The 25,836-nt window shown below is 65.2% G+C and carries 25 protein-coding genes, 1 pseudogene and 1 riboswitch; of the genes and pseudogenes, 16 read left to right on the top strand and 10 right to left on the bottom strand.

The window, feature by feature from the left end:
- Window positions 1-127 precede the first annotated feature (127 nt).
- A pseudogene (locus GXH28_RS03545) lies at window positions 128-346 on the bottom strand (DNA methyltransferase); the annotation flags it as partial.
- A 42-nt stretch (window positions 347-388) separates the two neighbouring features.
- Window positions 389-622 carry a hypothetical protein gene (locus GXH28_RS03540; protein ID WP_169237627.1) on the bottom strand — a complete coding sequence of 78 codons (234 nt, stop codon included), beginning with the start codon at window positions 620-622 and terminating at the stop codon, window positions 389-391.
- Window positions 623-753: 131 nt separating this feature from the next.
- Here GXH28_RS03540 and hemW point away from each other — a divergent pair, with 131 nt between their 5' ends.
- Together hemW and GXH28_RS03530 are read left to right on the top strand one after the other, a co-directional pair.
- Window positions 754-1,905 carry a radical SAM family heme chaperone HemW gene (hemW, locus tag GXH28_RS03535; protein WP_169237626.1) on the top strand — a complete coding sequence of 384 codons (1,152 nt, stop codon included), beginning with the start codon at window positions 754-756 and terminating at the stop codon, window positions 1,903-1,905.
- An 83-nt stretch (window positions 1,906-1,988) separates the two neighbouring features.
- Window positions 1,989-3,347, top strand: coding sequence for an ArgE/DapE family deacylase (locus tag GXH28_RS03530; RefSeq protein ID WP_169237625.1), 1,359 nt, complete (start codon window positions 1,989-1,991; stop codon window positions 3,345-3,347).
- Window positions 3,348-3,560: 213 nt separating this feature from the next.
- On the opposite strand, the gene GXH28_RS03525 is transcribed toward GXH28_RS03530, so the two are convergent.
- The gene (locus tag GXH28_RS03525) at window positions 3,561-4,604 is read right to left on the bottom strand and encodes a LysR family transcriptional regulator (RefSeq protein WP_169237624.1); all 1,044 of its coding nucleotides are present in this window, start codon (window positions 4,602-4,604) and stop codon (window positions 3,561-3,563) included.
- A gap of 118 nt (window positions 4,605-4,722) precedes the next feature.
- Here GXH28_RS03525 and GXH28_RS03520 point away from each other — a divergent pair, with 118 nt between their 5' ends.
- Genes GXH28_RS03520 through GXH28_RS03500 form a run of 5 tightly spaced genes read left to right on the top strand, consistent with a single transcriptional unit; the run spans window position 4,723 to window position 7,905 of the window.
- Window positions 4,723-5,070 (top strand): rhodanese-like domain-containing protein, encoded by a 348-nt coding sequence (locus tag GXH28_RS03520; RefSeq protein ID WP_169237623.1) that lies wholly within the window; start codon window positions 4,723-4,725, stop codon window positions 5,068-5,070.
- A gap of 9 nt (window positions 5,071-5,079) precedes the next feature.
- On the top strand, window positions 5,080-6,486 hold the full coding sequence (locus GXH28_RS03515) for an MBL fold metallo-hydrolase (RefSeq protein WP_169237622.1): 1,407 nt from the start codon (window positions 5,080-5,082) through the stop codon (window positions 6,484-6,486).
- Between the two features lie 14 nt (window positions 6,487-6,500).
- Window positions 6,501-7,250 (top strand): sulfite exporter TauE/SafE family protein, encoded by a 750-nt coding sequence (locus GXH28_RS03510; RefSeq protein WP_169237621.1) that lies wholly within the window; start codon window positions 6,501-6,503, stop codon window positions 7,248-7,250.
- A gap of 4 nt (window positions 7,251-7,254) precedes the next feature.
- Complete coding sequence (locus GXH28_RS03505) at window positions 7,255-7,686, top strand: rhodanese-like domain-containing protein (protein WP_240550143.1); 432 nt, start codon at window positions 7,255-7,257, stop codon at window positions 7,684-7,686.
- A 27-nt stretch (window positions 7,687-7,713) separates the two neighbouring features.
- Window positions 7,714-7,905, top strand: coding sequence for an FmdB family zinc ribbon protein (locus tag GXH28_RS03500; RefSeq protein ID WP_169237620.1), 192 nt, complete (start codon window positions 7,714-7,716; stop codon window positions 7,903-7,905).
- Between the two features lie 380 nt (window positions 7,906-8,285).
- On the opposite strand, the gene rfbC is transcribed toward GXH28_RS03500, so the two are convergent.
- Window positions 8,286-8,858 carry a dTDP-4-dehydrorhamnose 3,5-epimerase gene (rfbC, locus tag GXH28_RS03495; protein WP_169237619.1) on the bottom strand — a complete coding sequence of 191 codons (573 nt, stop codon included), beginning with the start codon at window positions 8,856-8,858 and terminating at the stop codon, window positions 8,286-8,288.
- Window positions 8,859-8,926: 68 nt separating this feature from the next.
- Between rfbC and GXH28_RS03490 the strand changes: the two genes are divergently transcribed.
- From GXH28_RS03490 to GXH28_RS03475, 4 genes are all read left to right on the top strand, one after another.
- Complete coding sequence (locus GXH28_RS03490) at window positions 8,927-9,241, top strand: Rieske (2Fe-2S) protein (RefSeq protein WP_169237618.1); 315 nt, start codon at window positions 8,927-8,929, stop codon at window positions 9,239-9,241.
- Between the two features lie 40 nt (window positions 9,242-9,281).
- Window positions 9,282-9,406, top strand: a riboswitch (FMN riboswitch).
- Window positions 9,407-9,582: 176 nt separating this feature from the next.
- Window positions 9,583-10,404 (top strand): ABC transporter permease, encoded by an 822-nt coding sequence (locus tag GXH28_RS03485; RefSeq protein WP_169237617.1) that lies wholly within the window; start codon window positions 9,583-9,585, stop codon window positions 10,402-10,404.
- 29 nt (window positions 10,405-10,433) lie between these two features.
- Window positions 10,434-11,426 (top strand): ABC transporter substrate-binding protein, encoded by a 993-nt coding sequence (locus tag GXH28_RS03480; protein WP_169237616.1) that lies wholly within the window; start codon window positions 10,434-10,436, stop codon window positions 11,424-11,426.
- Window positions 11,427-11,477: 51 nt separating this feature from the next.
- The gene (locus tag GXH28_RS03475; protein ID WP_169237615.1) at window positions 11,478-12,275 is read left to right on the top strand and encodes an ABC transporter ATP-binding protein; all 798 of its coding nucleotides are present in this window, start codon (window positions 11,478-11,480) and stop codon (window positions 12,273-12,275) included.
- On the opposite strand, the gene cdaA is transcribed toward GXH28_RS03475, so the two are convergent.
- Complete coding sequence (gene cdaA, locus GXH28_RS03470) at window positions 12,272-13,105, bottom strand: diadenylate cyclase CdaA (protein WP_169237614.1); 834 nt, start codon at window positions 13,103-13,105, stop codon at window positions 12,272-12,274. The two genes, GXH28_RS03475 and cdaA, sit on opposite strands and share 4 nt — an antisense overlap.
- 168 nt (window positions 13,106-13,273) lie before the next feature.
- Between cdaA and GXH28_RS03465 the strand changes: the two genes are divergently transcribed.
- The gene (locus tag GXH28_RS03465; RefSeq protein WP_169237613.1) at window positions 13,274-14,971 is read left to right on the top strand and encodes a hypothetical protein; all 1,698 of its coding nucleotides are present in this window, start codon (window positions 13,274-13,276) and stop codon (window positions 14,969-14,971) included.
- Here GXH28_RS03465 and xseA read toward each other — a convergent pair.
- The 3 genes from xseA to GXH28_RS03450 are packed head-to-tail and all read right to left on the bottom strand — an operon-like array spanning window position 14,941 to window position 20,076.
- Window positions 14,941-16,230 carry an exodeoxyribonuclease VII large subunit gene (gene xseA / locus GXH28_RS03460; protein ID WP_240550142.1) on the bottom strand — a complete coding sequence of 430 codons (1,290 nt, stop codon included), beginning with the start codon at window positions 16,228-16,230 and terminating at the stop codon, window positions 14,941-14,943. The two genes, GXH28_RS03465 and xseA, sit on opposite strands and share 31 nt — an antisense overlap.
- Window positions 16,231-16,235: 5 nt before the next feature.
- Window positions 16,236-18,986 carry a protein O-mannosyl-transferase family gene (locus tag GXH28_RS03455; protein WP_169237612.1) on the bottom strand — a complete coding sequence of 917 codons (2,751 nt, stop codon included), beginning with the start codon at window positions 18,984-18,986 and terminating at the stop codon, window positions 16,236-16,238.
- On the bottom strand, window positions 18,967-20,076 hold the full coding sequence (locus GXH28_RS03450) for a glycosyltransferase family 4 protein (RefSeq protein ID WP_169237611.1): 1,110 nt from the start codon (window positions 20,074-20,076) through the stop codon (window positions 18,967-18,969). The genes GXH28_RS03455 and GXH28_RS03450 overlap by 20 nt, the downstream gene beginning before the upstream one ends.
- 28 nt (window positions 20,077-20,104) lie before the next feature.
- Here GXH28_RS03450 and GXH28_RS03445 point away from each other — a divergent pair, with 28 nt between their 5' ends.
- Complete coding sequence (locus tag GXH28_RS03445; RefSeq protein WP_169237610.1) at window positions 20,105-20,797, top strand: helix-turn-helix domain-containing protein; 693 nt, start codon at window positions 20,105-20,107, stop codon at window positions 20,795-20,797.
- 9 nt (window positions 20,798-20,806) lie between these two features.
- Here GXH28_RS03445 and GXH28_RS03440 read toward each other — a convergent pair whose 3' ends face one another.
- The gene (locus tag GXH28_RS03440; protein WP_169237609.1) at window positions 20,807-21,802 is read right to left on the bottom strand and encodes an NAD-dependent epimerase/dehydratase family protein; all 996 of its coding nucleotides are present in this window, start codon (window positions 21,800-21,802) and stop codon (window positions 20,807-20,809) included.
- A gap of 78 nt (window positions 21,803-21,880) precedes the next feature.
- Between GXH28_RS03440 and GXH28_RS03435 the strand changes: the two genes are divergently transcribed.
- Genes GXH28_RS03435 through GXH28_RS03425 form a run of 3 tightly spaced genes read left to right on the top strand, consistent with a single transcriptional unit; the run spans window position 21,881 to window position 24,735 of the window.
- Window positions 21,881-22,726, top strand: coding sequence for a class I SAM-dependent methyltransferase (locus GXH28_RS03435; protein WP_169237608.1), 846 nt, complete (start codon window positions 21,881-21,883; stop codon window positions 22,724-22,726).
- Window positions 22,723-23,583, top strand: coding sequence for a copper resistance D family protein (locus GXH28_RS03430; protein ID WP_169237607.1), 861 nt, complete (start codon window positions 22,723-22,725; stop codon window positions 23,581-23,583). Before GXH28_RS03435 ends, GXH28_RS03430 begins: the two co-directional genes overlap by 4 nt.
- Window positions 23,584-23,631: 48 nt before the next feature.
- On the top strand, window positions 23,632-24,735 hold the full coding sequence (locus GXH28_RS03425; RefSeq protein WP_169237606.1) for a Gfo/Idh/MocA family protein: 1,104 nt from the start codon (window positions 23,632-23,634) through the stop codon (window positions 24,733-24,735).
- 59 nt (window positions 24,736-24,794) lie between these two features.
- Here the strand turns inward: GXH28_RS03425 and GXH28_RS03420 are convergent, their stop codons facing one another.
- The gene (locus GXH28_RS03420) at window positions 24,795-25,739 is read right to left on the bottom strand and encodes a hypothetical protein (RefSeq protein WP_169237605.1); all 945 of its coding nucleotides are present in this window, start codon (window positions 25,737-25,739) and stop codon (window positions 24,795-24,797) included.
- Window positions 25,740-25,836: the final 97 nt, after the last annotated feature.

Genomic DNA, 25,836 nt, shown 5'->3' with positions numbered 1-25,836 from the left:
ACAACGGTTCAATGCGCGCCCACAGACTATCAGACAGCTCCCAACTTGCAACGTCGGCGTATCGCGTCCCACTGGTATTATCCATATCCCTATTATGGCTCGTTCCGTAAGTTTAGAGATAGGTTCTTAATATGAACGTGCCGCTGGGTTTCAGCACGCGCATGAACTGTTCGGCGCGCGGGAGAAACCAGTCCACATACGCGTCGGGATGAATGCCGCCGTATGTCTTCGCCCGGCTGTCCGCATATGGCGGCGAGGTGATGATGAGATCGAACGAGTCGTCGGCGAATGATTGCAGTACCTCAAAACAGTCGCCGTGAAGCAGTTCGGTCTTGATTTGGCGCATAGTTTGGGTGTCTGCAGCAGAGTATATCGCGAAAGCAACGCCTCAAGCGCCCATCAACCGGTAAATGGACGCATAGCCGGCGACGAGCCCGAGCGCCAACATGGCCAGGCCGAAGAGGCGATACATGCGCAGGGTGAACCGCTCGCCGCGCCGCTCCAGCAGCCGTCTGCCCAGCGGGTCGTACTTCACCAGCTCGTCCAGCGGCCGGCGCAGCGCCGCGAAGCCGTTGACGAGCAGGAAGAAGGAGAGGATCACGCCGACGATGCTGACGATCATGTGAATCTCAGGTAAACCATACCATCCTTAAGCAGTGTGATCTGCTGCGCTGCGCTTCTTCCGACGCACGGACATGGCCGCCTGGACGCTGCAGCCGGTAAACTTACCGGCGCAATGACGCGTGACCTACGATGAACACCGGCATCTACCTGCACATCCCGTTTTGCCGCGCGCGCTGCAGTTACTGCGATTTCAATACCTACGTCGGCCTAGACGCGCTGTTCGAGCCGTACGTCCGCGCGCTGCGGCAGGAGATCCTGGCACAAGGTGCCGGGCGGGTGGAAGGCGGGCCGATGCGCGCGCCGGCCCATACGATCTTCGTCGGCGGCGGCACGCCTTCGCTCTTGCGCCCCGACCAAATCGGCTCGCTCATCCGCGCCTGCCGCGAGGCGTTCAACCTGCCCGAGCGGTGCGAGATTACCACGGAGTGCAACCCCGGCACGGTGAGCGTGGACTACTTGCGCGCCCTGCGCGCCGAAGGCGTCAACCGCCTGAGCTTCGGCGCGCAGAGCGCCAACCCGGACGAGCTGCGTTTGCTCGGCCGCGAGCACGGCTGGGACGAGGTGCACACGGCGATTGCGGCTGCGCGCGCAGCCGGCTTCGACAACATCAACCTCGACCTGATCTTCGGCTTGCCCAACCAGTCGCTCCAGTCCTGGCAGCGGACAGTGGAAGCTGCGCTTGCACTCGACCCAGATCACCTCTCCCTGTATGCCTTGACCATCGAGGTAGGCACGCCGATGCACGACTGGACGCGCCGCGGCGAGCTGCCGCTGCCCGATCCAGACCTGGCCGCCGACATGTATGAGTTCGCCGAGCGCGCGCTGGGCCAGGCGGGCTTTGAGCACTACGAGATCTCGAACTGGTGCAAACCCGGCCGCGCGTGCGCGCATAACCTGATCTACTGGCGCAACGAGCCTTATCACGGCTTTGGCGCAGGCGCGCATGGCTCGACAATCCGACGACGCTACTGGAAAGTCAAGCGGCCGGCCGACTACATCGCGCGCATCGCACAAAGCATGCCCGTTGAGCTGGGCAGCGAAGACGTTGACGAACCCACCTCGCGCGGCGAGACGATGATGCTGGGATTACGGCTGTTGCGCGAAGGCGTGGATCAGGCGCGCTTCGCCGAACGCTACGGCGCGCCAGTCGCCCATTTCTACGCGCGCGCGCTGGAGCAGGGCGTCGCACAGGGATTGCTGGAAGTCACCGATGAACGCATTCGGCTGACAGAGCGCGGGCAATTCGTCAGCAACCAGGCCATGCGCCTATTCCTGGCGTAAGCGTCAGTTGCATGACTCGGCAGCGCGCCATCCGCCCTGCGATTGTGAGGGCGAATGCGCGCTGAGCGACAATAGCCCGCACAATGGACGACCCATCCTTGATCGCACGCCTCGACGCTTGGCTCGACGCGCGCGCCGATGAGTTGGTTGACACCATCGTACGACTTGTGCGCATCCCAAGCGTCGTCGGCCACGAAGCGAAAGCGCAAGCCTTCATGCGAGATCGCTACCTGGCGGCCGGGCTGGACGTGGACGTCTTTGAAGCCGACCGCGAGGCGCTGCGCCAGCACCCGGCGTTTGTGGATTCCGGCGTGTCGTTCGCAGGCCGGCCGAACGTGGTCGCCACGTGGGTCGGGGCAGGCGGTGGACGCTCGCTGATCCTCAACGGCCATACCGACGTCGTCTCGCCGGAGCCACGAAGCGCCTGGGCCATAGACCCATTCGCCGGGCAGGTTGCGCTGCCTGGCGCACCCTCGGCCATGCCCGGCCCACCGATCCGGGGGCGGCGCGGCCGCCTGTATGGGCGCGGCGCGCAAGACATGAAGAGTGGGCTGATCGCCAGCTTGTTTGCAGTGCGGGCGTTGAAGGAAATCGGCGTTCGGTTAAAAGGCGACTTGATCCTAGAGAGCGTGATCGAGGAAGAAGCCGGCGGCGGGGGAGGGACATTGGCGTGTTTCATGCGGGGCTACCAGGCCGACGGCTTCATCGCAACCGAGCCGCACTGGCGCGATGTCGCCATTGCCCATCCGGGCATCCTCTACTTTCGCGTCGTGGTCGAAGGGAGAAGCGCCCATGCCGGTCGGGCGCATCAGGGCATTAACGCGGCCGTCGAGATGGCACCGATCATCAGCGCGCTGGGCGAGTGGGATCGCGAGCGCGCCGACAGCCTGCATCATGAGCTGTTCGAGCGGCTGGACCCGACGGCGAGGCGCTCATGCCATTTGAACGTCGGCGTCGTGCGCGCCGGCGATTGGCCTTCGACGGTGCCGGGACGCGCCGAAGTCGAAGTGCGCATGTCGTTTGTCCCCGGCGAGACCGAGGCGAGCGTCAAGCGCGCAATCGCCGAACGCATCCATGCGGTTGCGCAGCGCAGCGCCTGGCTGCGCGAGCATCCGCCGCGCATCGAGTTCTTCGGCTGGCATACCGACCCCTGGCTACAGGACGAGCATCATCCGTTCGTGCAGGCGTTTGCCCAATGCCTGCGCGACGCGCGCCCCGACCCTGATGTGGACGAACCGCCGATCCTGGCGGGCATCACCGCCGGCCTGGACACACGCTTCGCGGGGTTGTTCGGCGTCCCGGCGCTGGCTTGGGGGCCGAACGGGGCCGGCCTGCATGGTGCAAATGAGTATGTCGAGCTTGACTCCGTCATCGCGGTCACGCGCACACTGGCTATCTTCGCCATGCGCTGGTGCGGAGTAGCCACAGCGCCCGTCGGCTGATCCACCCCGGGTAGGCGCTGCCGAGCCCGCACCTTCTTCGTTCAGGGTCGCTCGTCCAGGTGCGCCACGTTCGGCGCACTGGCGGCGAACCGTTCAAACGCATAGGCGTCGAAGGAGCAGCGCGCTCAAACCCGTCGGTGGGTACCGCGCGATCAGCCAGCCGCGCGCTCGTGTGGACGCACGCGACAAAGCGATCAGCGCAGCCGTCTGTGGCTATGACGTTTGAGTTGAGGTGTGGTCTTGCGCGGCGCTGCGGCCGCCCTCGTTGACCACGATGTTGAAGTCGGTGCGCGCGGCCTGAGCCGTGCGCGTCGTTGCGCGGGCATACAAGCCGGCGCTGGCGTGAGGCCGGCGCGCGTGCACCGCGTGCACACAGGCGTCGGCGAAAGCGAGAAACGCGCGGGCGATGGGCGAGAGCGGCGCCGACTTTTCCCACACTGCCTGCAGCGCGCGGGTGAGCGGCACGTCAATGTGCAGCGCGCGCAGCGCGCCGGTCTGTAATTCGGCGCGCACGGCGTAGGCCGGCAACACGCCGATCGCTGCGCCGACCATCACCGAGCGTTTGATCGCCTCTGGGTTATCGAACTCGGCGGCGACGCGGGGGCGCGCCCCGTGCGTCTCTAGGATGCGATCCAGCCACAGGCGCGACCGGCTGCCGGGCTGGCGCATGATGAATGCCTGGCCGTCGAGTTCTCTCAGCGCCACCGCCTCACGCGCCCAGAGAGGATGCTTCGGCCCGACAAGCACATACTGCGGCACATCGCACAGCACCTCGGCGCTTAGGCGCGAGGCGTCGGCAGCGTCGAGGTCCCCCTCGATGAATCCCAGGTCTAACTGTCGGCCGATGAGCTGCTCGGCAATTTCGGGCGTGGTGGCCGTTTGCGCCGTCACGACCAATTGCGGGTAACGCTCGTGAAAGTCGCGGATCCACTCGGGCAGCAAGTAGGCGCTGACGCCAGGGGTCGCGCCGACGTTGAGTCGGCCGTCGGCCAGGTTGGCCACGTTGAGCACGGCGCTCTCCGCTTCGGCGACCAAGGCAAGGATGCGTCGCGCGTAGTCGTACAGGGCATGCCCCTCGGCAGTGAGCGAAACGCCGCGCCGCCCGCGCCGGAAGAGCTGCACGCCCAGCGCCGCTTCCAGCTCCTTCATGTGCTGGCTGACCGCCGGCTGAGACATGAAAAGGCGTTCGGCGGCCCCGCTGAAACTGCCGGCTTGCGCCACCTGCGCGAAGACCTGGAGCTTGTAGACGTCGAACATCGGTGCGTCCGGTAATTACTGGCCAGTCTACAACGGCCGCCGTAATAAGTTCCGCTTATAGCTGATTATAGGAAGTTCGCTCTCCCACTTTTGGTCAGAACGGCGTAGCCTATGTGTCATGCTGAACGTGTTGAGGTCGTTTATAGGCGAACGTGCTGGAACAGCCATCACCCCAAAACAATACAAAACCGATTTCGCCGACGCGCACAGGCCGCATGTCCTGATTGACGTGCGCACTGCCGAGGAGTTCAAGAGCGGGCACATCCCCGGCGCCATCAACATTGATGTGCAGGTGCTGGCCCAGCGCCTGCAGGACATCCCGCGCGATCGGGCCGTGGTGCTGTATTGCCGGAGCGGCAACCGCAGCAGCTACGCGGCGCACATTTTGCAGCGCGCCGGCTATGCCGAGGTGTATGACCTGGGCGGCATCGGCGACTGGCGCGCCGCCGGTTATCCCATCCGTTAGGAGGGAGCGATGTTGCTGAGATATTTTTACGACGAAGCGCTTGCGCAGGCGTCCTATTTGGTCGGCTGCGCCAAGACGGGCGAGGCGCTGGTGATTGACCCAGCACGCGACGTCGAGCCGTATCTTACTGCCGCCGAGCGCGCCGGCCTGCGCATCACGCAGGTGACCGAGACGCACATCCACGCCGATTTTGTGAGCGGCTTGCGCGAATTGGCCGCGCGCACCGGCGCGACGATGTATGTGAGCGATATGGGCGACGCGGCTTGGAAATACGCCTTCGCCGGCGAGCCGAACGTCATCCTCCTGCGCGACGGCGACCGATGGAGGGTCGGCAACGTGCAAGTGGAGGTGATGCACACGCCGGGCCACACGCCAGAGCACATCGCCTTCATGATCACCGACACCGCGGCCGCAGATCAGCCCATCGGCATCTTCACCGGCGACTTTCTGTTCGTGGGTGATGTGGGACGTCCGGACCTGCTCGAAGCCGCCGCCGGCATGGCCGGCACCAAGGAGCCAGGCGCCCGCCGACAGTTCCACAGCGTGCAACGCTTCAAAGCGCTGCCGGACTACTTGCAGATTTGGCCCGGCCACGGCGCAGGCAGCGCCTGCGGGAAGGCGCTCGGCGCGATCCCTTCCACCACGCTGGGCTACGAGAAGCGCTTCAATCCGGCTTTCCGCTTCACCGACGAAGATGCGTTCGTGCGTTGGCTATTGGAGGGCCAGCCCGAACCCCCAAAGTATTTCGCGCAGATGAAGCGCGTAAACAAAGCTGGCCCGGCGCTGCTCTCAAGCCTCAGGCAGCCGGAGCGCCTGACGCCTGTGCGCTTGCGCGAGGTGCTCGCTGCCGGCAGCCAGGTGTTCGACCTGCGCAATCGGCCGGACTTCGAGCGCGCGCACCTGCGCGGCGCGATCAGCACACCGGCCAGCAGCGCATCGTTCTCCACCTACGTGGGCTGGTTCGTGGATTACAACCGGCCGACCTACCTCATCGTGCCCGACACCGCGCAGCTCGATGCCATCTTGAAGGCGTTGCGGGCGATCGGCGTGGACGACGTGGCCGGCTACGCCGGGCCGGAGGCGATCGGCGACGCAGCAGAGACGTTGCCGGTGGTCACTGCTCGGCATTTGGTCGAGCGCTTGCCCAAGAACGGCCTGGTCGTGTTGGATGTGCGCAACAAGGCCGAATACGACGAGATGCACATCCAGGGCGCCAAGCACATTCCGCTCGGCTATTTGCCCGACCGGCTGGCCGAAGTGCCGCGCGACCGTGACGTGGTGGTGCATTGTGCCACCGGCTATCGCTCTCACGTCGCGGCCAGCGTGTTGCGCGGCGCAGGATTCGACAACGTGGCGAGCATGACCGACGGCATCGAGACTTGGTCGCGGCTGCTGCCCGTCGCACGCGGGCGCTGAACCTCGCGCGGATCATGCTGATCCAATTGGCGCTCGGTTTTGCCATCGGCCTGTCGCTTGGCTTGTTGGGCGGCGGCGGCTCGATCCTGACCGTGCCGGCGCTGGTGTATGTGATGGGCTACAACCCCAGCGCAGCAGTCACAGCGTCGTTGGCCATCGTGGGCATGAACAGCCTGAGCGGCGTATTCGCGCATCGCAGGCAAGGCACGCTAAATTGGCAGGTGGCCTTGGCCTTTGGCGGCGCGGGCATGATTGCGGCTTACTTCGCCGCCCGGCTGTCGCGTTTCCTCCCGCCCCTGGCGCTGATGGTGGCTTTCGCACTGTTGATGTTGGTGGTCGGCGTGATGATGCTGCGCGGGCGTCGCGTCGGCGATGCGCCCGCTGAGCCGCGCGGCCTGGCGATGACGCTGGCCGTCGGCGCCGGCGTGGGCTTGCTCACTGGCTTTTTAGGCGTGGGAGGCGGCTTCCTGATTGTGCCAGCGTTGGTGATGCTCGTCGGGCTGCCGATGCCGGTCGCGGTCGGGACGTCGCTGCTGGTCATTGCCATGAACAGCCTGTCCGGGCTGCTTGGCCACCTGGACGGCGCAGCGTTCGACTGGCCACTGATCGCGCCGTTCGCCGCGGCGGGGATCGCAGGCGCATTCGTCGGCGCAAAGCTCAGCCGGTCGGCTCATCCCGACCAGTTGCGCCGGGCATTCGGCGTCTTCGTCATCGTTTTGGCTATGTATCTGCTCTACGACAACGGGAGCAAGCTGTTGAGGTGAAGTCATGCATTGGAGGGACATTGTGGTTTTGGGGTCAGCGCTGGTGCTGTTGGCCAGTTGTTCCGGCGCGCCGGCGTCCGAAGCAAGCGCGATGAATCTGCCGCAGTCGGGGGCCGGTGTGATGACGCTGCCGCCCAGCGTGAACATCAGTAAAGCGGCAGCGCTGCGCGACGCCGGCGCGTTCATGCTGGACGTGCGCGAGCCGTTCGAGTATGCAGAGTATCATATGCCCGGCGCAGTGCTCATCCCGCTTGGCGAGTTGACCGGCCGGTTGAACGAAGTACCGAAGGATCGGCCGGTCGTTGTGGTCTGCCGGTCGGGCAATCGCAGCCAGGTCGGGCGCAACATCCTGAAGCAGGCCGGCTTTACCGCGGTGACCAGCATGGACGGCGGCATGCGCGCCTGGCGCAACGCCGGCCTGCCCGTGACGCAGTAAGTAGAATCTTTGCAGAGGTGTGGACATATGCCGATCTACGAGTTCAGATGTGCCAAGTGCAAGACGACGTTCGACAAACTCGTGCGTGAGGAGATCAAGCCGCAGAATCCGGTGATCTGCCCGAACTGTGGCAGCAAGCGCACGCGCCGGCTGGTCTCACGCGTGTCGTCCTATCGCAGCGGCTCGTCCGGCGGCGGCGACTGCGCGCCGTCGGGCTGAGCGCCCTCATGGGTGCGTTCAGCCGTGCGCTGACGGTATAGACCGAAGCCTTAGGAGCTTCTTTGGTGTAGACAAGTCCACCGCCAGTTGCAACACGTGCCACGTGTTGAAGGAGTTGCGCCTCCTGGGAGAGGATACGCTGGGATGACCTGAGGCCCCAAGCGCGGGGAGGCAGGGATGTGCCGCAGGCGCTGCAAGCGTGCCCCGATCCACTGGTGATTGTGAATGCAACCGGGCCATGCTGCGCAACCCCAAGACCGGGGAAGATTTGAGATTTGATCGTCCACATCGAGGCAGGCCGACGCGCAGCTCTTGGCGCGTCGGCCTATCAGCAACTGCCCGAGTGATCGGCTTGTGTTACACGGCAGAGGACGCCGGTGTCATTGCTCCGGCGTGTAGAAAAACCTCGGCGCGGCTAAGTAGTCTTTGAGTGACATGCCCGCTCGGTCGCGCTTAGAGAGGATGGGATCGTCGAAGGGCCACGGGATGCCGATGTCCGGGTCGTTCCACATCACCACGCCCTCGGCTGCCGGCGCGTAGTAGGCATCGCACTTATATTGCACCTCGGCGACCTCGGAGAGCACAGCGAAGCCATGCGCGAACCCCACCGGCACCAGCAACTGTTTGGCGTTCTCCGCCGATAGCTCCACAGCGACCCACTGCGCAAAGGTCGGCGAGCCGACGCGCAGATCCACCGCCACGTCGAGGATGCGCCCCATCGTACAGCGCACCAGCTTAGTCTGCGGCGCAGCCATATCCTGAAAATGCAGCCCGCGCAGCACCTTGTGCAGCGAGCGCGAATGGTTGTCCTGAACAAATTCACAGGTGATGCCGTGAGCGGCGAACTCGCGCTTGTTGTAGCTCTCCAGGAAGAAACCGCGCGCATCGCGGAACACTTCCGGCTCGATCACCAACACGCCATCCAGCGTTGTCTGCGTGACGCGAATGCCCATATGACAAAAGGCGATTATCGCACCGGATCAGCGGCTGCGTCGTCGCTATAATGGTGGAGGTAGGTTACATGGCTGACACTTTCGTATTCGCAGCGAAGCTAGACGAGGTCAAGGAAGGCGAGATCACGACTATCGTGATTGACGAGACGCCCATCGCGCTGACCAAGCTCAACGGCGAGGTGCGCGCCTTCGGCGACATTTGCACGCACGACGACGGCCCGCTCGCCGAGGGCCACATCGAAGGGCAATGCGTTGTGTGCCCGCGACACGGCGCGCGCTTCGACTTGTTCACCGGCCAGCCCACCTTTCCCGCTGTGGTTAAAATTCCGATCTACGAGACGAAAATCGAAGGAGACGAGATCAAGGTCAAGATCGAACGTTGAAAATCGGGATGCCGCGCGGCATCCCCACAATCAACTGAATAGCGGCCTTCGGGGCAGGGTGAAATTCCCGATCGGTGGTATAGCCCACGAGCGCGTTGAGAGGCGCGCAGGATCCGGTGCAACTCCGGAGCCGACAGTGACAGTCTGGATGTAAAGAAGGCTCATGGCGCGCGAAGCGAAAGCGATCGCGTATGCAGCATGGCGTGAGCATATCCTGTGGCTTGCGCCCTTCTTTTGCAGCCTGCGCGGTCGCGCGAGTGCATCGAACGCTCCACTTCAGCGCGCGACCCAGCAGCATAGATACAGCCCCGAGGGCCGACATGGTTCGAGGGGCTGTTCTCATGACTGCAACCGGCAAAAGCGAAATCCTTACAACGTCACCGCGCGCCACACTCGGCGCGGCGATGGCGCGTCATCCGGCCGCCGTTCGGCTTGCGCCGCTGATCGGCCTGACCTGGTTCGTCGCCGTTTGGCATTTGCTTTCGCTCCGCTACCCGCCCTTCATCCTCCCCGGCCCGGCGAGCGTAATGGCGCGCTGGGTGGAGAAGCTGGCCGACGGTTCGTTGATCGCGCACATCGCCGCCACGCTGTCCGCGGCGCTCCCCGGCCTCGCCCTCGGCGCGCTGGCCGCTTTCGCGCTAGGCGCGCCGATCGCCAAATCGCCGTTGGCCGAGCGGCTGCTCTCGCCGTTCATCGTCGCCTCGCAGGGCGTGCCGTTCATCGCTGTCGCGCCGCTCCTTTTCATCTGGTTCGGCAACGGCTTGGGAGCGAAGGTCCTGATATGCGCGCTGGTGGTGTTCTTCCCGATCACCATCAATGTGATCGCTGGCCTGCGCAGCACGTCGCCCATTTTGCGCGACCTGTTTCGCTCGCTAGGCGCGACGCCGGCCGAGACTTTTCTCAAGCTGGAGTTGCCGTCCGCGCTGCCATTCATCTTCGCCGGCCTGCGGGTGGGCGGCACACTCTCGATGATCGGCGCAATCACCGGTGAATTCCTCAGCGCCGACCGCGGCCTGGGCTTCATGATTAACCTGGGCAACGGCTTATACGACACCGCGCTGGTCATCGCCAGCGTGCTCACCATCGTGCTGATCGCGCTGGGCATCTACGGCGCAGTCCGCCTGGCCGAGCGCGCATTGCGCATGGCGCGCTGGGCTGCGTGATTCACCTGAGAGCTTGGGAGGGATTGTGTATGAACAAGTGGAAGGTTTCGCTAACAACCAGTTTACTGCTTATCGTGTTGAGCGCCTGCGCCATACAGGCGCCCCCGCCGCGCACCGGCGGACCCGGTGCACCGCTGCAGAAGATCAGGCTGCCGATGGGCTACATCCCCAACGTGCAGTTCGCCCCGTACTACGTGGCAGTCGAGCGTGGCTACTTCGCCGAAGCGGGGATTGAGCTGGAGTTCGACTACAAGTTCGAGACCGACGGCATGAAGCTGGTCGCCGCCGGCGAGCTGCCGTTCGCCGTGGTCAGCGGCGAGCAGGTGGTGCTGGCGCGCGCGCAGGGCCTGCCCGTCAAGTACTTCTTGCAGTGGTACCGCCGGTTCCCCATCGCCATCTTCAGCCTGAAGACGAAGGGCATCGCAAAGCCGGAAGACCTGAAGGGCAGAACCGTGGGCATCCCCGGCTTCTTCGGCGCGACCTACGTCGGCTGGCGCGCCTTCCTAGACGCTAACGGACTGAGCGAGCGGGACATGCAGGTCCAGGAGATCGGCTTCACCCAGGCGGCGGCCGTGCAACAGGGCAAAGTGGATGCGGCAGTGGGCTACATCGTCAATGAACCGCTCGTGCTCGAAGCCAACGGGTTCCCCGTCAACGTCTTCCGCGTGAGCGATCAGGTCGACATGGTCGCTAACGGCCTCGTCACCAACGAGAAGACCCTGCGCGAGAATCCGACGCTGGTGCGCAACATGGCGCGCGCGCTGCTCCGTGGCATCGCCGACACTATTGCCGACCCCAACGCCGCGATGCAGATTTCGGCCAAATACGTCGAGGGACTCCAGGCCGACGACCCGATCCAAAAGCGGGTGTTGCTCGCCACCATCGAGTTGATGCGCAGCGAACGCTTGGGCATCTCATCGCCGCAGGCCTGGGAGAACACGCAGAACACGCTGCTGGCGATGGGACAGATCAAGCAGAAGCTGGACGTGAACGAGTTCTTCACCAATGAATTCGTGCCGTGACATGGCGAACGCGCAAGGCCGGAAGCGCCGGCCACAGTGGATTCAACCGCCATGCTGATCGCTGACCGCATCTCGCACACTTACCCAAACGGCGTCGAAGCGCTGCGCGACTTTTCGCTGCGCGTCGCGCGCGGCCAGTTCGTCGCCATCGTTGGCCCCAGCGGATGCGGCAAAAGCACGCTGCTGCGCATCATCGCCGGCCTGATCCAACCGAGCGCCGGCGAAGTGCGGCTGGACGGCGAGCGCATTACGCAGCCCTCGTCGCGCATCGGCGTGATGTTTCAGGACGCCGCCCTGCTCCCCTGGCGCACGGTCGAGCAGAACATTCGGCTGCCGCTGGAATTGGGCGGCAGGGCGGCGCGCCCTGTGGCGCCCGCAACGCGCCGTTCGCTGATTGCCGAACTGATCCACCTCGTCGGCCTCGGCGGCTTCGAGCAGGCCTACCCGCACGAGCTGAGCGGCGGTATGGCCCAGCGCGTGGCGCTGGCGCGCGCGCTGATCACCCGCCCGCCGGTGCTCCTGCTCGATGAACCCTTCGGCGCGCTCGACGCCATGACGCGCGAAAACCTCACCGCGTTGGTCGAGGGCATCTTGCGCGAAACGGGGACGACGGCCGTGATGGTCACCCACAGCATCGCCGAGGCCGTCTTCCTGGCGGATCACGTCGTGGTGTGCTCGCCGCGCCCGGGGAGCGTGGTCGGCAACGTGAAGGTCGAGCTGCCGCGACCGCGCGCGTGGACGATGGAGAGCTGGCCAGAATTCGGCGCGCTGGTCGGGCGCGTGCGCGCGCTCCTCACCCAACCGACCCAGGCCACTGCGCGGGCCAAGCTGCCGACTCAATGGCCTTAGCGCGTCTCCTGCTTCTCACGCGCGCGCAGGAAGCCGGGCAACATCGAGGCCGCTTTCTGAATGCCAGGTTGCGCCAGGGCGATCAACGCACTTTCCAGGTGATCCGGCTCGATGCGGCGGATGAGCCGGCCGTTGTGCGCGATGCTGATCGAGCCGCGCTCCTCGGACACGATGACGGCGATGGCATCCGTGCCCTCGGTCACTCCGATCCCGGCGCGATGGCGCAGGCCGATGCGCGCGTCCTCGGGCGTCGAAGCAGTCAGCGGCAGCACGCACCCGGCGGCCGCGACGCGGCCATGCCGGATGATGACGCCGCCGTCGTGCAGCGGCGTGTGCGGGTCGAAGATGGTGAGCAGGAGATCCGGCGTCAGTTCGGCATCCAGCGGCACGCCGGTGTCAATCAGGTCTTGCAGGCCGGTGTCGCGCTCGATCACGATGAGCGCCCCATGACGCCGCGCAGCCAGGCGCTGGGCCGCGTCGCTGATCTTGCGCACCATCACTTCCAGTTCGGTCCTGCGCGGCGCGACCAGCATTTCGTTGACGCGCCCCAGCCGCTCCAAGGCGCGCCGCAGTTCCGGTTGGAAGATGACCGGAACGGCGACAAGCAGCGCCGGCAGCGCCGTGCGCATGATCAGGTTGAAGGTCGGCAATTGCGCCGTCCCGCCCAGCAACAGCGTGATGGCGCCCAGCACCAACATGCCGCGAATTAACGGCACGGCCTGTGTGGCGCGCACCAGCAGCAACACGCCGAAGAACACCAACGACACCAGCGCGATGTCAATGACGGCCAGCCAATTCAAACGCTGGATGACCCAGATCAAGTCAGTCATATCGCAAGGGCATCAGCAATGCAGGCAATGAATTCAGCAGCTCGGCGCAGCCGCACATGGCCGATAATGGCAGACGAATGACAACGACGCACGACTCGCACCTGGAATGTACGAGGGATTGTATCGCAGCGCCCTCCGCATTGATCGCGCGCCTTCCCCACGTCTGACATGCGCCGCCTCGCTGAAAACGCTTTTGCCCTCACGGTCGCCTTGCTGATCGCGCTCACGCTTGCGGCAACGTTTGCCGAGCAGGTGCGCGCACAACTTTGGCAGCGCTACGCGAACTACACCAGCCCGTTTCTGGAGCCGCTGCCGTCCGGCCCATCCAGGCCGCCGCTCGCGCGGCGCGTCGTCGTGGTGCTGGTGCACGGCTTGCGGCTGGATGAATCGCGCCAAATGCCGGCGCTGAACGCATGGCGCATGCGCGGCGCCGACATCACCCTCGAATTGCGGCCGCCCACCTACCGCCTCCCCATGCTATTGACCAGCCTTTCCGGCGCGTGGCCGGAGACGCATGGCGCGACCACAAATAGCCCACTCCTGCTTACTCAGCCGGACACCATCCTGCGCACCGCGCAGGCGAGCGGCAAAACCACAGCATTTGTCGGATCCGACTCGCTGAGCGATTGGCTCGGCGCGACGTTGCAGCGCGTCGAGGTGGTGGATGAGCTGGCGCCGGCACAGCGCGACCAGCAAGCGGTTGAGCTGGCGCTCACCGTGCTGAACGACTCGGCGCGGCCGGCACAGCTTGTGCTGGTGGCGCTGAGCTTGCCGGAGGAGACGGCGCAGCGCGACCCAGAGTCGTATCGCGCTGCAATCGCTGCGACCGACTTCCGCATCGAAGCCATCGGCCAAGCGTTGGACCTCGGCGTGGATACGTTCGTCGTGTTATCTGACCGCGGGCTGACCTACGACGGGCGAAGCGGCGGAGGCGAAGCCGAGGTCGTCCGCGCGCCGCTGGTGCTGGCCGGCGCAGGAGTCGCCCCCGGCGCGCAGGCGATTGCGCCCGCCACGGCGGTTGCGCCGACGTTGGCCGCGCTGATGGGTGCGCCAATCCCGGCGCATGCCCAAAGTGGGCCGATCCTTGAGGCGCTTGCGCCTGAGCCGGCGCTGCTCATGGCGTCCGCCCGGCAATTGACGGCGTTCTACGAGCTGTGGAGCGCAACCATGCGCCAGCCTCGCTTCGCTTCGGCGTTGCTGCGCCGCTACGAAGATCGCCTAGCTGCGGGCGATACAATCAGCTACGCTAAGTGGCTCGCCGAATTGAACCAATCGGTCAGGCAGGCGGCGAGCGCTCGGCTGAACACCGAACGCATCACGCGCCTGCCCCTGGCCGCCGGCGCCAGCCTGCTCTTACTGCTGACGACCGGGCTGATCGTGAACCGGCAACTTATCCGACCCGCAGCCGGCGCGCTCGCCTATCTGGTCGCGTGGGCAGTGCTCTTCTTCGTCGCGCGCGGCGGACGCCTGTCGCTATCGCTCTTCCCAGACGGGGATCCGACGGCGACGCTCGGCGAGTGGGCGCGCAGCTCCAGCGCACTGATGGGGCTGATCGGTGTGGCCATCGCGTTCACCAGCGGTTCATGCGAAGACGTCTTCGAGGCAATCGTCGCCGCCCTGGGTGCGCTGGGGATGATCGCGATCGTCCAGCTTTGGGTGTTCATCGGGTTCTACTGGCAATGGGGAGACGCGTTCACCTGGACGCTGCCGGATTCATCGGCGTTCACAGCCGCGCTGCTGGCTCTGACGCAACTGGCCGGCCTGAGCATCCAGGCCACGCCGGATCTACCCAGGTTGCCGCTGGCGCTGCTGGTCGCCATCGCTGCGGCCGTGATCTACGCGTTCGTCCGCCGACCTTCGATCTGAGCGGCAGGATTGTCGGTGACGCGCGCGCGAAATTCGCCGTCGGACACCGTCACGCGCAGCACATCGCCAGCGCGCGCATCACCCACCGAGCGCACCAGTTGCTCATCGGCACGCCGGACGATCGCATAGCCACGCGCCAGCGTCGCCGCCGGCCCGATGTCCTCCAAATGTGCGCGCAGCCCTTCCAGGCGCAGGCGCGTCAACGCCAGCCGATTGATCTGTGCAGTGGTCAACCGCCGGCTCAGGTCGAGCATCTTTTCGCGCCATCGGGTCAACTGGCTGGCCGGGCTGAGCAGACGCAGCGCGCGCTGTAACGCGGCGAATCGCGCGCCGGCATCGGCGATCCGCACCGAGACGCGCGCCACCATCGCGGCGCTCAGCGCGTCCACGTGCATGCGCAGTTCGTTGATGTCGGGCGTGATGATCTCGGCGGCAGCCGAAGGCGTAGGCGCGCGCACATCGGCGGCGAAGTCGGCCAGCGTGAAATCAATCTCGTGCCCCACGCCGCTCACTACGGGCACACGCGAAGCCGCGATCGCGCGCACCACGCGCTCATCGTTGAACGCCCACAGCTCTTCCAGGCTGCCGCCGCCGCGCGCGACGAGGATCACATCGCACGCCCCAAGCGCGTCCAGTCGCTGGATCGCGCGGACGATCTGTTCCGGCGCTTCTTCGCCCTGCACCGCCGTCGGCGCCAGCACGACCTCGACGAGCGGATAGCGCCGTCGGAGCACGTTCAAAATGTCCTGGAACGCCGCGCCGGTGGGCGACGTGACGACGCCCAGCACGCGCGGGAAGGCCGGCAGCGGCCGCTTGCGCGCTGAATCGAACAAGCCCTCGGCCTCCAGCTTGCGCTTGAGCCGCTCAAACTCCACGTTCAGGTCGCCGGCGCCCTGCGCAACCAGCGACTCGACGTAGAGCTGGTATATCCCGTCCCGCTCATAGACGCTCACCCGGCCGCGCGCGATGATAGCGTCGCCGTTCTGCAGCGCGCGCGCCGCCCGCGCCGCCTGGCTGCGCCACATTACGCATCGGATTTGCGACGCCGCATCTTTGAGCGTGAAATAGAGATGACCGGATGCCGGGCGAGACAGGTTGCTGACCTCGCCGGCGATGCGCACGTCTGAGAGCGTCGGATCATCCTCCATCAGGTCTTTGATGTGCGCCGTCAACTCCGAGACGCTCATCGGCTCGTTAGACCACAGGGTAGATTGAAAGCCATACTGCATAGACTGTTCGTCACGGCGTGCTTCATCCATCGGCGCTATGGGCCGACGATGCTCACGCCATTTTCGTACCGCTCGTCCAACAGTGGCAAGGGTAAGCGCGTTGCGCTGTCATAAACGACGACCCCGACGCGCAACGCGCCAAGGCCGTCGCCCAGCTCGAAGGGATGGCGATCCATCACGCGCGAACCGCGAATCCATTTCAGGGTCGGGAGTGCGCCGAGCGCCGGCACACCGTCATGCGCGCGATACCAGCCGTCGCCCTCGACGCGCGCCGAGATGATGTAGTCGTTGACCAGCGGACGCAGCGCCAGCCAATGCAAATCCACCTTGAGCGCTGCGTCGCCGTGCACGCTTGCCCCTACAAGCGCCATCTGATCTGCAAACGGCACATAGCGCTGGCTGTCGCAGGCGTCGGCCAGGCGCAGGTCAAACGGCAGGACGCGAATCTCGCGCGTGGGCGGAATGTCGAAAGCCAACGACAGGTATTGCGCGCGATCCGTCGCCGTGGCCGCGCTCAGCATGCGCGGTGTGGCCAACGGCTGCCCCGCAGCGTCCCCAAGCGCCACCTCCGCCGCCGATCGGCCGAGCCGCCAGTGCGTCCAAACGCGGCACTGCCCCGCAATGCCAGAGTCGTAGTCCACACCGATCAATCGGGGCTGCTGAGTGGTTGGCCCATCGGCGGATCCGAGCGGGTGCTGCGTCGCCGGCGGCAACGACGCCGGCGCGACGATCAACGTGGCCACAGAGACGAACTCCGCGCCGCGGCGATCGCGATACTGAACGAAGCCGCCCTCCGCCAAACGGTACGCTCCCATCAGGATGTCGTATGAGCCGGGGGACAGGTCGAGCGGAACGCCCAGCGCGACGCGCTGCATGGCGTGATCGCCGGCCCGCGCGTCGGCCGGCAGGCGCAGGTCGGCGTTGGCGGCCAGCCGGCCATCGCGCCGCAGGATGCGCACTGTGATCGAGTCGCCAAGTTGGGGCGCAGCGCGCAGACGCCAGCCCACGTCTAGCATCACCGACTGCCCGACCTCGACGATCCGGCCATCGAGATAAGCGGGGCCAATCACCGCGATGCGTCCATCGAACAGCTCGCCGTCGGATTCGGCTGGCGGGTCGAAGCGTCGTGCGACGCGCCAGGCCGGTCGATCGCGAAGCGGCATCGCTTGCAACCCCTCGCCGGCCAGCTCACGGGCGAAGAGCGAGGTCACGTAGACGGTCTGCGACTGAGCGCGCTGCGCTGCTTGCTGGGCAAACGTCTCGGCGTAGGGCTGCGCGCCGCGCGGGAAGACGTATTCCACCCGCACATCGCGTCGCAAGCCCTCGATGTCCTGCAACGCCCACATGGGCGTGACCTGATGCCACTGCGATAGGATCACGCTGGACGGCTGCGCGCCCTGCAACACCGCCTCGGCGGCAGCACGCACGCTGCGATCGCGCCCCAGATACACAAAGCTTGGCCAACGTTGGGCAGCGTCTCGGCCTGCGAACGCGATCACGGCCAGCAGCAGCGCACGGGCGAGCGCGCGCAGGAGCGCTGCTCGGCTGCGAAAGCGCAAGAAAGCCAGGGAAGTTTCGATGGTGTTGCGTCCTTGCGATGCTGAGCGCAGAGGGGCGGGCCGTTCTGCCAGCTTGCCTAGGCCGACGCCCAGCACAGCGCTCAGAATCACCCAACACGGCATGGCGTACTCCACCGTCTGCGGCGCGCGATAAGTGATGGTGATGAACAGGTGCGCAGCGCAGGCCGATAACCAGACGGCCCCCAAGACGCGCCGTCGCCAAAGCATCGCAAGCGCCGCGAATGCCATGCCGACCAGCACGGGCGCGCTGAACTGAAAGTTGAGCAACGTCGGCAACAGCGCCAACCGGTCGAACAGGAACTCCGGCGCGGCCCAGGCCAGCATGTCGCCGGCGAAACCGCGCGCGAAGATGTGAAACAGCAGGCCGTCCAGCGTGGTCAGGTTGCCCGGTGCAAAACGCGCGCCGGCCGCATCGCGAATCGGCAGATACAGCCAGACCAGTTGGGTCGCGGCAAAGATGGCCAGCGCGCCCGCCGTCGCGCGCCAGAAGCCGCGCCGGTCGGCGCGCCAGGTGGTGTAAAGGACATGCGCGCCGAGCACAGCGCCGGCGAAGACGAGCGAGATGTGATGCCCCACGCCCAGCCCAAACGCAGCGGCGAAGAGCGCCAACGACGAAGCCCGGCCCGTCGCGTCACTGCGCGCCGAGGCGTAGAGCATCAGGGCCGTGAACAGCGCCGTCAGGCTGCGGATGTTCGTCGTGGTGGCCTGCGCCCAGAACGTCGTGCTGCCGCCCAATGCCAGGGCAGCCAACAACCCGGCGATCAGACGAGACGGGGAGATGAGAAGACCGGAGGGTGAGGAGACCTGGAGACAAACAGACGGGGTGAGGTTGGCGTCTCCTGTCTTCCTGCTCCCCTGCCCCCCTGTCTTTACAGCAAGCGCGCGCTGCACCGTCAGGCTCACCAACACAAGCGTGATTGCCGAGGCGACGACCGAAAGCAAGGACACACGCGCGTAGGGCGAACCCATCGGCGCTTGCGCCAGGAGCCATCCCAGCATGGTGAACAGGGGATAGCCCGGCGGATGGGCAATGCCAAGCGTGACGGCAGCGATCTGCAGTTCGCCGCTGTCGGCCGGCTGAACATCGCCGTTCAGCGTCAGCGTGTAGAGCGCAACAGCGGCCAAGAACAACGCTGCATGCGCGGCGACATTGAGCACAGCGCGCCGGCGGATGCCGTTCGGCGGCTCACGTTCGGCTTCGCTCATCGTATACGCGCCTGAACACGGCCAACGTTTCAATCGCCGTGCGCTCCCAGGTAAATTGGGCCGCGCGCAACAGCGCGCGCTGACGCAGCCGCTCATGCAGGTCGTCCTCAATGCAGACCGCGATCAGCGCGCCGGCCATGCGCCGGGCGTCCTTCGGGTCAACCAACACGCCCGCATTGCCGACCACCTCGCCGATGCTGGCCGCGCTGCTGCCGATGACCGGCACGCCGCAGGCCATCGCTTCAAGCAGCGGCAGGCCAAAACCCTCGTAGGTCGAAGGGAACAAGAAACAGCGCGCCCCGGCGTATAGCGCCGGCTTGTCCTCTTCCGCGGCCCGGCCGATGAAGCGCACCACATCGCTCACCTCGAGTTGCTCGGCCATGCGCGCCAGCGAGATCCGCTCGCCGCCGTCGGTCACCACCGGCGTGGAAGGCTCGCCGCAGATGACGAGCGGATATTCTTCGCCAATAGACTCGCCGCACCACACATACACCTGCATCAGCGTCTCAATGTTCTTGCGTGGGTCGAAGCCCCCCAGGTAGAGCACGTAGCGCTCCGGCAGAGCGTAGCGCGCGCGGACGCGGGCGAGGTCGTCTTCCGACACGTTCGGCGTGAAACTTGGCGCGACGGCCAGGGGCACAACGGTGACGCGCGCGGCATCCACTTCGAGATACTTGAGGATGTCGCCCTTGCTGAAATTGGAATCGGTGAGGATGGCCACCGCGTTGGCCGATGCGGCGCGCACCAGGCCGGCGTAGGCGCGCTGCAAGGGGCCGCCGCGATAGTCCGGCAGCGCCAGGGGGATCACGTCGTGGATCGTCACCACCACCGGCACATCGCTGCGCAGCGGCGGCGCCCAATACGGCACGAAGGCGATATCCGCGCGCATGCGCCGAGCAGCCTCCGGGAATTCGACCTGCTCGAAGTGCAACTTAGACCAATCGCCGCGCCGGCGCGGCGATACACACTCGATCTGCACCTCCGGCGCAAAGTCTTTGATCGCCGCGATCAAGTGGGTAGCATACTGTCCACTCCCCGTCGTCTGCGCGTCTGGGGAATCGAGGAACCAGGCGTTGACGGCAATTTTCATGAGTGCGGGCTACAATCCCCTGCAGATTATGCCTGATCCATCGTCGCTCGACACCTCCCTGTTGAGGCGCATGACGATCGGCCGGCTGATCCGCGCCGCCCGCGAAGCCGCCGGCCGCTCACAGAAAGACTGCGCCCGCTTTATTGGCGTCTCTTCCAAAAAGTTCGCCGCTTACGAAGACGGGACGCATGAGCCGACGTTCATCGAACTCGAGGCGCTCGCCCATTATCTGAACGTGCCGGTGCACGCGTTGATCTACGAGGAAGAGGCCAAACATCTGCCGCAGGTTCAAGTCAATAACTTGCAGACGCTGATGCAGCTTCGTTCGCGGGTGATCGGCGCGCGGCTGAAGCAAGCGCGCATGGAGCGGGGGGAATCGTTGAAAGCCGCCGCCCAGGCGATAGGACTGACCGGCGGACAGTTAAACGCCTACGAGCTGGGACGCCGGCCGATCGCGATCACGCTGCTGGAGCGCGCCATGGCCCACTACGGCCTGCGCCTCAACCAGTTGCTCGATTTGGGCATCGGGCCGATCGGCGAATCACAGTTGCGGCTGGAGCAGCATGCGCGCTTCGACGCGCTGCCGGATGAGACGCGCGCATTCATCGCTTCGCCGAGCGCAGCGCCCTATCTGAAGCTGGCTATGCATCTGAGCAAGCTATCGGCCGATGACCTGCGCGGCCTGGCGAAGGCGTTGCGCGCCATCACCGGGGATGCGTGACGCTCCAGCTCACGTCAACATCTCGTCCTGCGTCATTCGCCCATCGGCGATCGCCTGCCGGAAGAGGGCGATCGTCTCTGCCACCGCCTCGGCGAACGGCTTGCGCGGCACGCCGCCCACCGGCGCAAGCACCTGCTCCAGCGGCGAGCCGTCCATTGCCTCCGGAAAGGGCAGCGGCTTATCGTCGAAGGTGATCCGGCCACGCAATTCTGGCGCCGCGTGCTCGATGGCGCTCACCACATCACGCATGCTCAGCACGGTGCCTGGCATGTTGTAAACCGCTGCGCCTTCAAATGGAATCGTCGCGCAGGCGATGAAAGTCTGAGCGACGTCATCGGCATACTCGTAATCGGCACGGCCGCCGTACGGGATGTGATAGGGCCGACCAACCGCAGCGGCAAACATCGCTTTGGTCGGCGCGGAGGTCAAGCCCTGGTCACGCCCCGGCCCGAACACGACATATGGCCTCAGCCCGATCGAAGGAACTCTGTTCTCCTTCCAATACACGCGCGCCGTGCCCTCATTGGCCAGCTTGTAGACGCCGTAGAGGGTGGCCGGATGGCCAGTCGCGTCATGGGGCACCGGTTCCCCTGGCTGAGCATCATCCACGTCGTACACTGCGGCGCTGCTGGCGTAGACCACGCGCCGGGTGCGCCCTTCGCGCCGGCGCGCCGCCTCGAACACGTTGACCGTGCCGACCACGTTCACCTGCGCGCCGAGCACGGGATTGGCGCGGCAGAACGGCACTTGCAAGCCGGCCAGGTGTATCACATGGGTGATGTCGTATTCGTTCATCACCCGCTCCACCTGCGAGAAGTCGGTGATGTCGCCGCGCACGAAGACCACGCGCGATAGCTCGTCGTCGGTCATGATCAGCTTAAGGCGGCGGAGATCTGCGCTACGGTCGAGTACGACAGTGCGCAGGCCGGTTCGGACGAGGTTGCGCACCGTCCACGCGCCGATGCAGCCCAGCGCGCCCGTCACGAGAAAGGCGTGATCAGTCATACGTTGACAGCTAAGTATCTCAGAGATGGCCGGACGCGCGACGCAAACGCTAAGCGAGTTGCGATACACTCCGCACCGATGGCTTTTAGTCCGATCGTGCTCTCGCACTACCAGGCCAAGCCGCTGCTCGACGCCCGGCGCGCGGGCCAAGCCACGGCGCGCACCTCGCTCGACCTCAACCGCTCGCGCTGCGACGTTGCATTGGATGCCGACGGCATCACCTTGCCCGACGGGCGGCGCATTGCCTGGCGCATCATCGAAAAGGTCGCCGCATCGGAGAACGGTTGCTATCGCATTGGCGAAGATGCAGAGAAGCTCCAAACCTACTCCGAGGCGACCGGCCGCGCCTACAGCCTGTACCCGACGCTCCTCGCGCCGACCCTGCTGGTCTCGGGCTTGCCCATGCACCGCATTAAGGGTACCGACCCTTATCACGACACCCTGGCGAAGATCAAAGCCGCGACGCCGCGCGGGCGCGTGTTGGACACGTGCACCGGCCTGGGCTACACCGCCATCGAAGCCGCCAAAGCTGCCGACGAAGTCATCACCATCGAACTCGATCCGGCTGCGCAGGAGATCGCGCGACTGAATCCATGGTCGCAGGCGCTGTTCGACAATCCCAAGATCACCCGCATCATCGGCGACTGTGCCGACGAAGTGCAACGCCTCGACGACGCCTATTTCGCGCATATCATCCACGATCCGCCTACCTTCGCACTGGCCGGCGACCTGTATTCCGCCGACTTTTACGCCGAGTTGTATCGCGTGCTCAGGCCCAGCGGCCGGTTGTTCCACTACATCGGCGACCTGAATAGCGCCTCGGGGAGCCAAGTGGCGCGTGGCGTCGTCGAGCGCCTGAAGCGCGCTGGCTTTCGGCGGGTTATCCGCAGGCCAGAGGCATTCGGGGTAGTGGCCTACCCATGAGCTTGCCGGCACGTTGGCTCATCTTCGCCGCCCTGGCGCTGCTGGCCGGCGCCGTGGCATTTGCACCGCTGGCGATGCGCACCAAGGCAACGGCAGCGCTGCGCGCAGCAGCGGCGCCGGCACGCGCGCGCCTGACGCAATGGGCCGCCCTCTTGACCGCGCTCGCATTTGTCCTAGAATTCGTCCTGCGCCTCTTCGATGGCGTTGTGACGATGAGGGATGTCCTGCTGCTCGCCGTGCGATTGACGTTCGTGGCCGGGATAGCGCTCAGGCTGCGCAGCGGGCGAGACGACGCCCCCATCGCAATCGCCGCCAGCGCTGCGCTCATCCTCACCCAGAGCCTGTCGAGTCGCAGCGCATCGCAGCCGGAATGGGTGTTGCCGGTGTTGGCGGACTGGATTCACTTTACCTTCGCCGCGGTTTGGTTAGGGGGCGTCGCTTACTTTGCCATTGTGCTTGTGCCGATCGTGCTGCGTCAGCGCCAACTACTGAGCGATCTCGGCGCGACCATCGAGAGGTTCTCGTCGCTGGCTGTCATGTCGGTGCTGGTGATCGGTCTGACCGGTATCATGCAGAGCGCCAGCTTCGTCGGCAGCCTCGCGGCGCTGTTCAACACGGACTATGGGCGCGCACTGCTGGTGAAGACCGGCCTTTTCGTCGTGCTAATCAGTTTCGGCGCCTTTCACCAGTTCGTCATCGGCCCACAGCTTCGCGCATGGCGCGCACAAGCCCAATCTTCATACGAAGCCGCTCGCCGCTTTCGTGTCAGCATCACGGCAGAAACCGCGGTGAGCGCGCTCACATTGGCAGCGGCCGCAGCGATGACCGTGCTGCCGGCAGCACATTTCGCGCCGTAATTGATAATGGCCGCAATACGCATAGCTTTACCGACAGCGTGAATCCCTATGATCACTCAAGTCAACGTTGGCATCATTGGCTGCGGCAATATCAGCCCGCTGTATTTTCGCGCGTGTAGATCGCTCGAAATCCTCAACCTGGTCGGCTGCGCCGACCTGGACATGTCGCGCGCCGAAGCCCGCGCACGCGAGTTCGGCACGCGGGCCTTCCGCGTAGAGGAACTGCTGGCGCATCCTGACGTGCAGATCATCATCAACCTGACTATCCCAAAGGCGCATGGCGAGATCGGCATCGCCGCGCTGGAAGCCGGCAAGAGCGTGTATAACGAGAAGCCACTGGCGCTCAGCCGGGAAGAGGCGCGGCGCATGCTGGCCCTGGCCCAAGCGAAGGGCCTGCGCGTTGGTGGCGCGCCGGATACCTTCATGGGCGCAGGCATCCAGACCTGTCGCAAACTCATTGACGAAGGCGCGATTGGCGAGCCGGTCGCTGCGACGGCGTTCATGATGAGCCGCGGCCACGAGAGCTGGCACCCCGATCCGGAGTTCTACTACCAGCCCGGCGGCGGTCCGATGTTCGATATGGGGCCGTACTATCTCACTGCGCTGGTGACGCTGATCGGCCCGGTCAGGCGCGTCACCGGCTCGGCCCGCATCACTTTCCCCGAGCGCACGATCACCAGCCAACCCAAGCACGGGCAGAAGATCACTGTGCGCGTGCCGACGCATGTCGCCGGCGTGCTCGACTTCGCATCCGGCGCAATCGGCACGATCGTCACCAGCTTCGACGTGTGGAAGCATTCGATGCCCTACATCGAGATCTATGGCAGCGAGGGGTCGCTGCAAGTGCCCGACCCCAACTCGTTCGGCGGGCCGGTGCGCGTCGCGAGGGCCGGCGAGAAGGAGTGGACGGACGTGACGCTCACGCACCCCTACAGCCGGCAGTCGCGCGGCCTGGGCGTAGCCGACATGGCCTATGCGATGCAATCGGGCCGGCCGCACCGCGCCAGCAGCGAGCTGACCTATCACGTGCTCGACATCATGCACGCGATCCACGATGCGTCGAACGAAGGCCGGCATGTCCCGATCGAAAGCACCTGCGAGCGCCCGGCCCCACTTCCGGCCGACTTGCGCGAAGGCACGCTCGACCCCTGAAACGTCACGCCCCCAGCGATCGCTGGGGGCGTGACCACGTCGGCACAGATCAGACACGGCTAGCGCGCCGGTTCGGGAATAGGCGCAGCACCGCCGGTCGGGAACTTGAGGACCAGATCAATATCGGCGCGGTTCAGATAAGGGAGGAACTGCTTGATCACAGCGCCCAGCGCCGGCTCGATCAGTTCCAGGCTGGCCAGTGTGTCGGCCGTGTTGGCCAACGTCTCCTCGCTCCAACTCAGGGTGGGCAGCAACTTGTCGTTCGTCCATATCTTAATGCCCGCGGAGGTGGTACGGATGGTCACGTGTTGGATGCCGACATCTTTCATTTGCTGAACCGTGTCGAGCGGCAATTTCGCAGCGCTGAGGTCGGCGCCGGCTAGCTTTTCGATCTCGCTGAACGACACGCCGGCGACGGAGGGGTTGCCGGCGTCATCGAACGTCAGGCGCAGGCCGCCGATGAGCGAAGGATCAACCGCTGTGCCCGGTTCGGGCAACGGCCCGCCCATGTCGCGCAACGGGATCTCGGCCTCGCCGTCCTTGCGTGGGAAGCGGATGATGATGTTTTGCTCCATGCTGCGTGCCACCGGCAGCAGCACGTTGTTCAACACGCCGCTGGTGAATTCGTCCAACTGGACGAAGCGGTTAATCAAGTCCTTCGTGTTGTCGAACGAAGCATCATCCCAGGTCAGTGGGACAAGCGCCTTGCCGTTCGCCCACCAATACAGGCCGTCATTTCGGAAGAGCAACTCGACGTGTTGCAAGTTGGAATTGGTCAGCTTGCCCACCGTTGCTGGATCAATTTTGAATTGGTTGGGATCCAGGCCGAAGAAACTCAACATCGCAGGGCTGATGCCCGCGATGGTGGGAAAGCCGTCCTTATCCACCTCCACAAAGATGCGGGGAAAGACCCACCGCAAAGGGACACCCCCGCCACAGCCTGTCAAGATCAGTGCGGCCAACACAAGGGCCGACAGTGTGCGCACACGCAGTTTGGTTTTCATACCTATGCTCTCCTGTTTTGAAGGACTATCGTGAATTGCAAACGTAACCGGGAGAATTGTATCGTCGGCGCGCATAGGGGCAAACGCAGGGAGCGAA

The organism is Candidatus Roseilinea sp. NK_OTU-006 (genome assembly GCF_012931985.1).
Classification (GTDB): domain Bacteria; phylum Chloroflexota; class Anaerolineae; order J036; family Brachytrichaceae; genus JAAFGM01.
The sequence above is the reverse complement of the archived record's forward strand: the minus strand, read 5'-3'. Positions and strand labels throughout refer to the sequence as shown.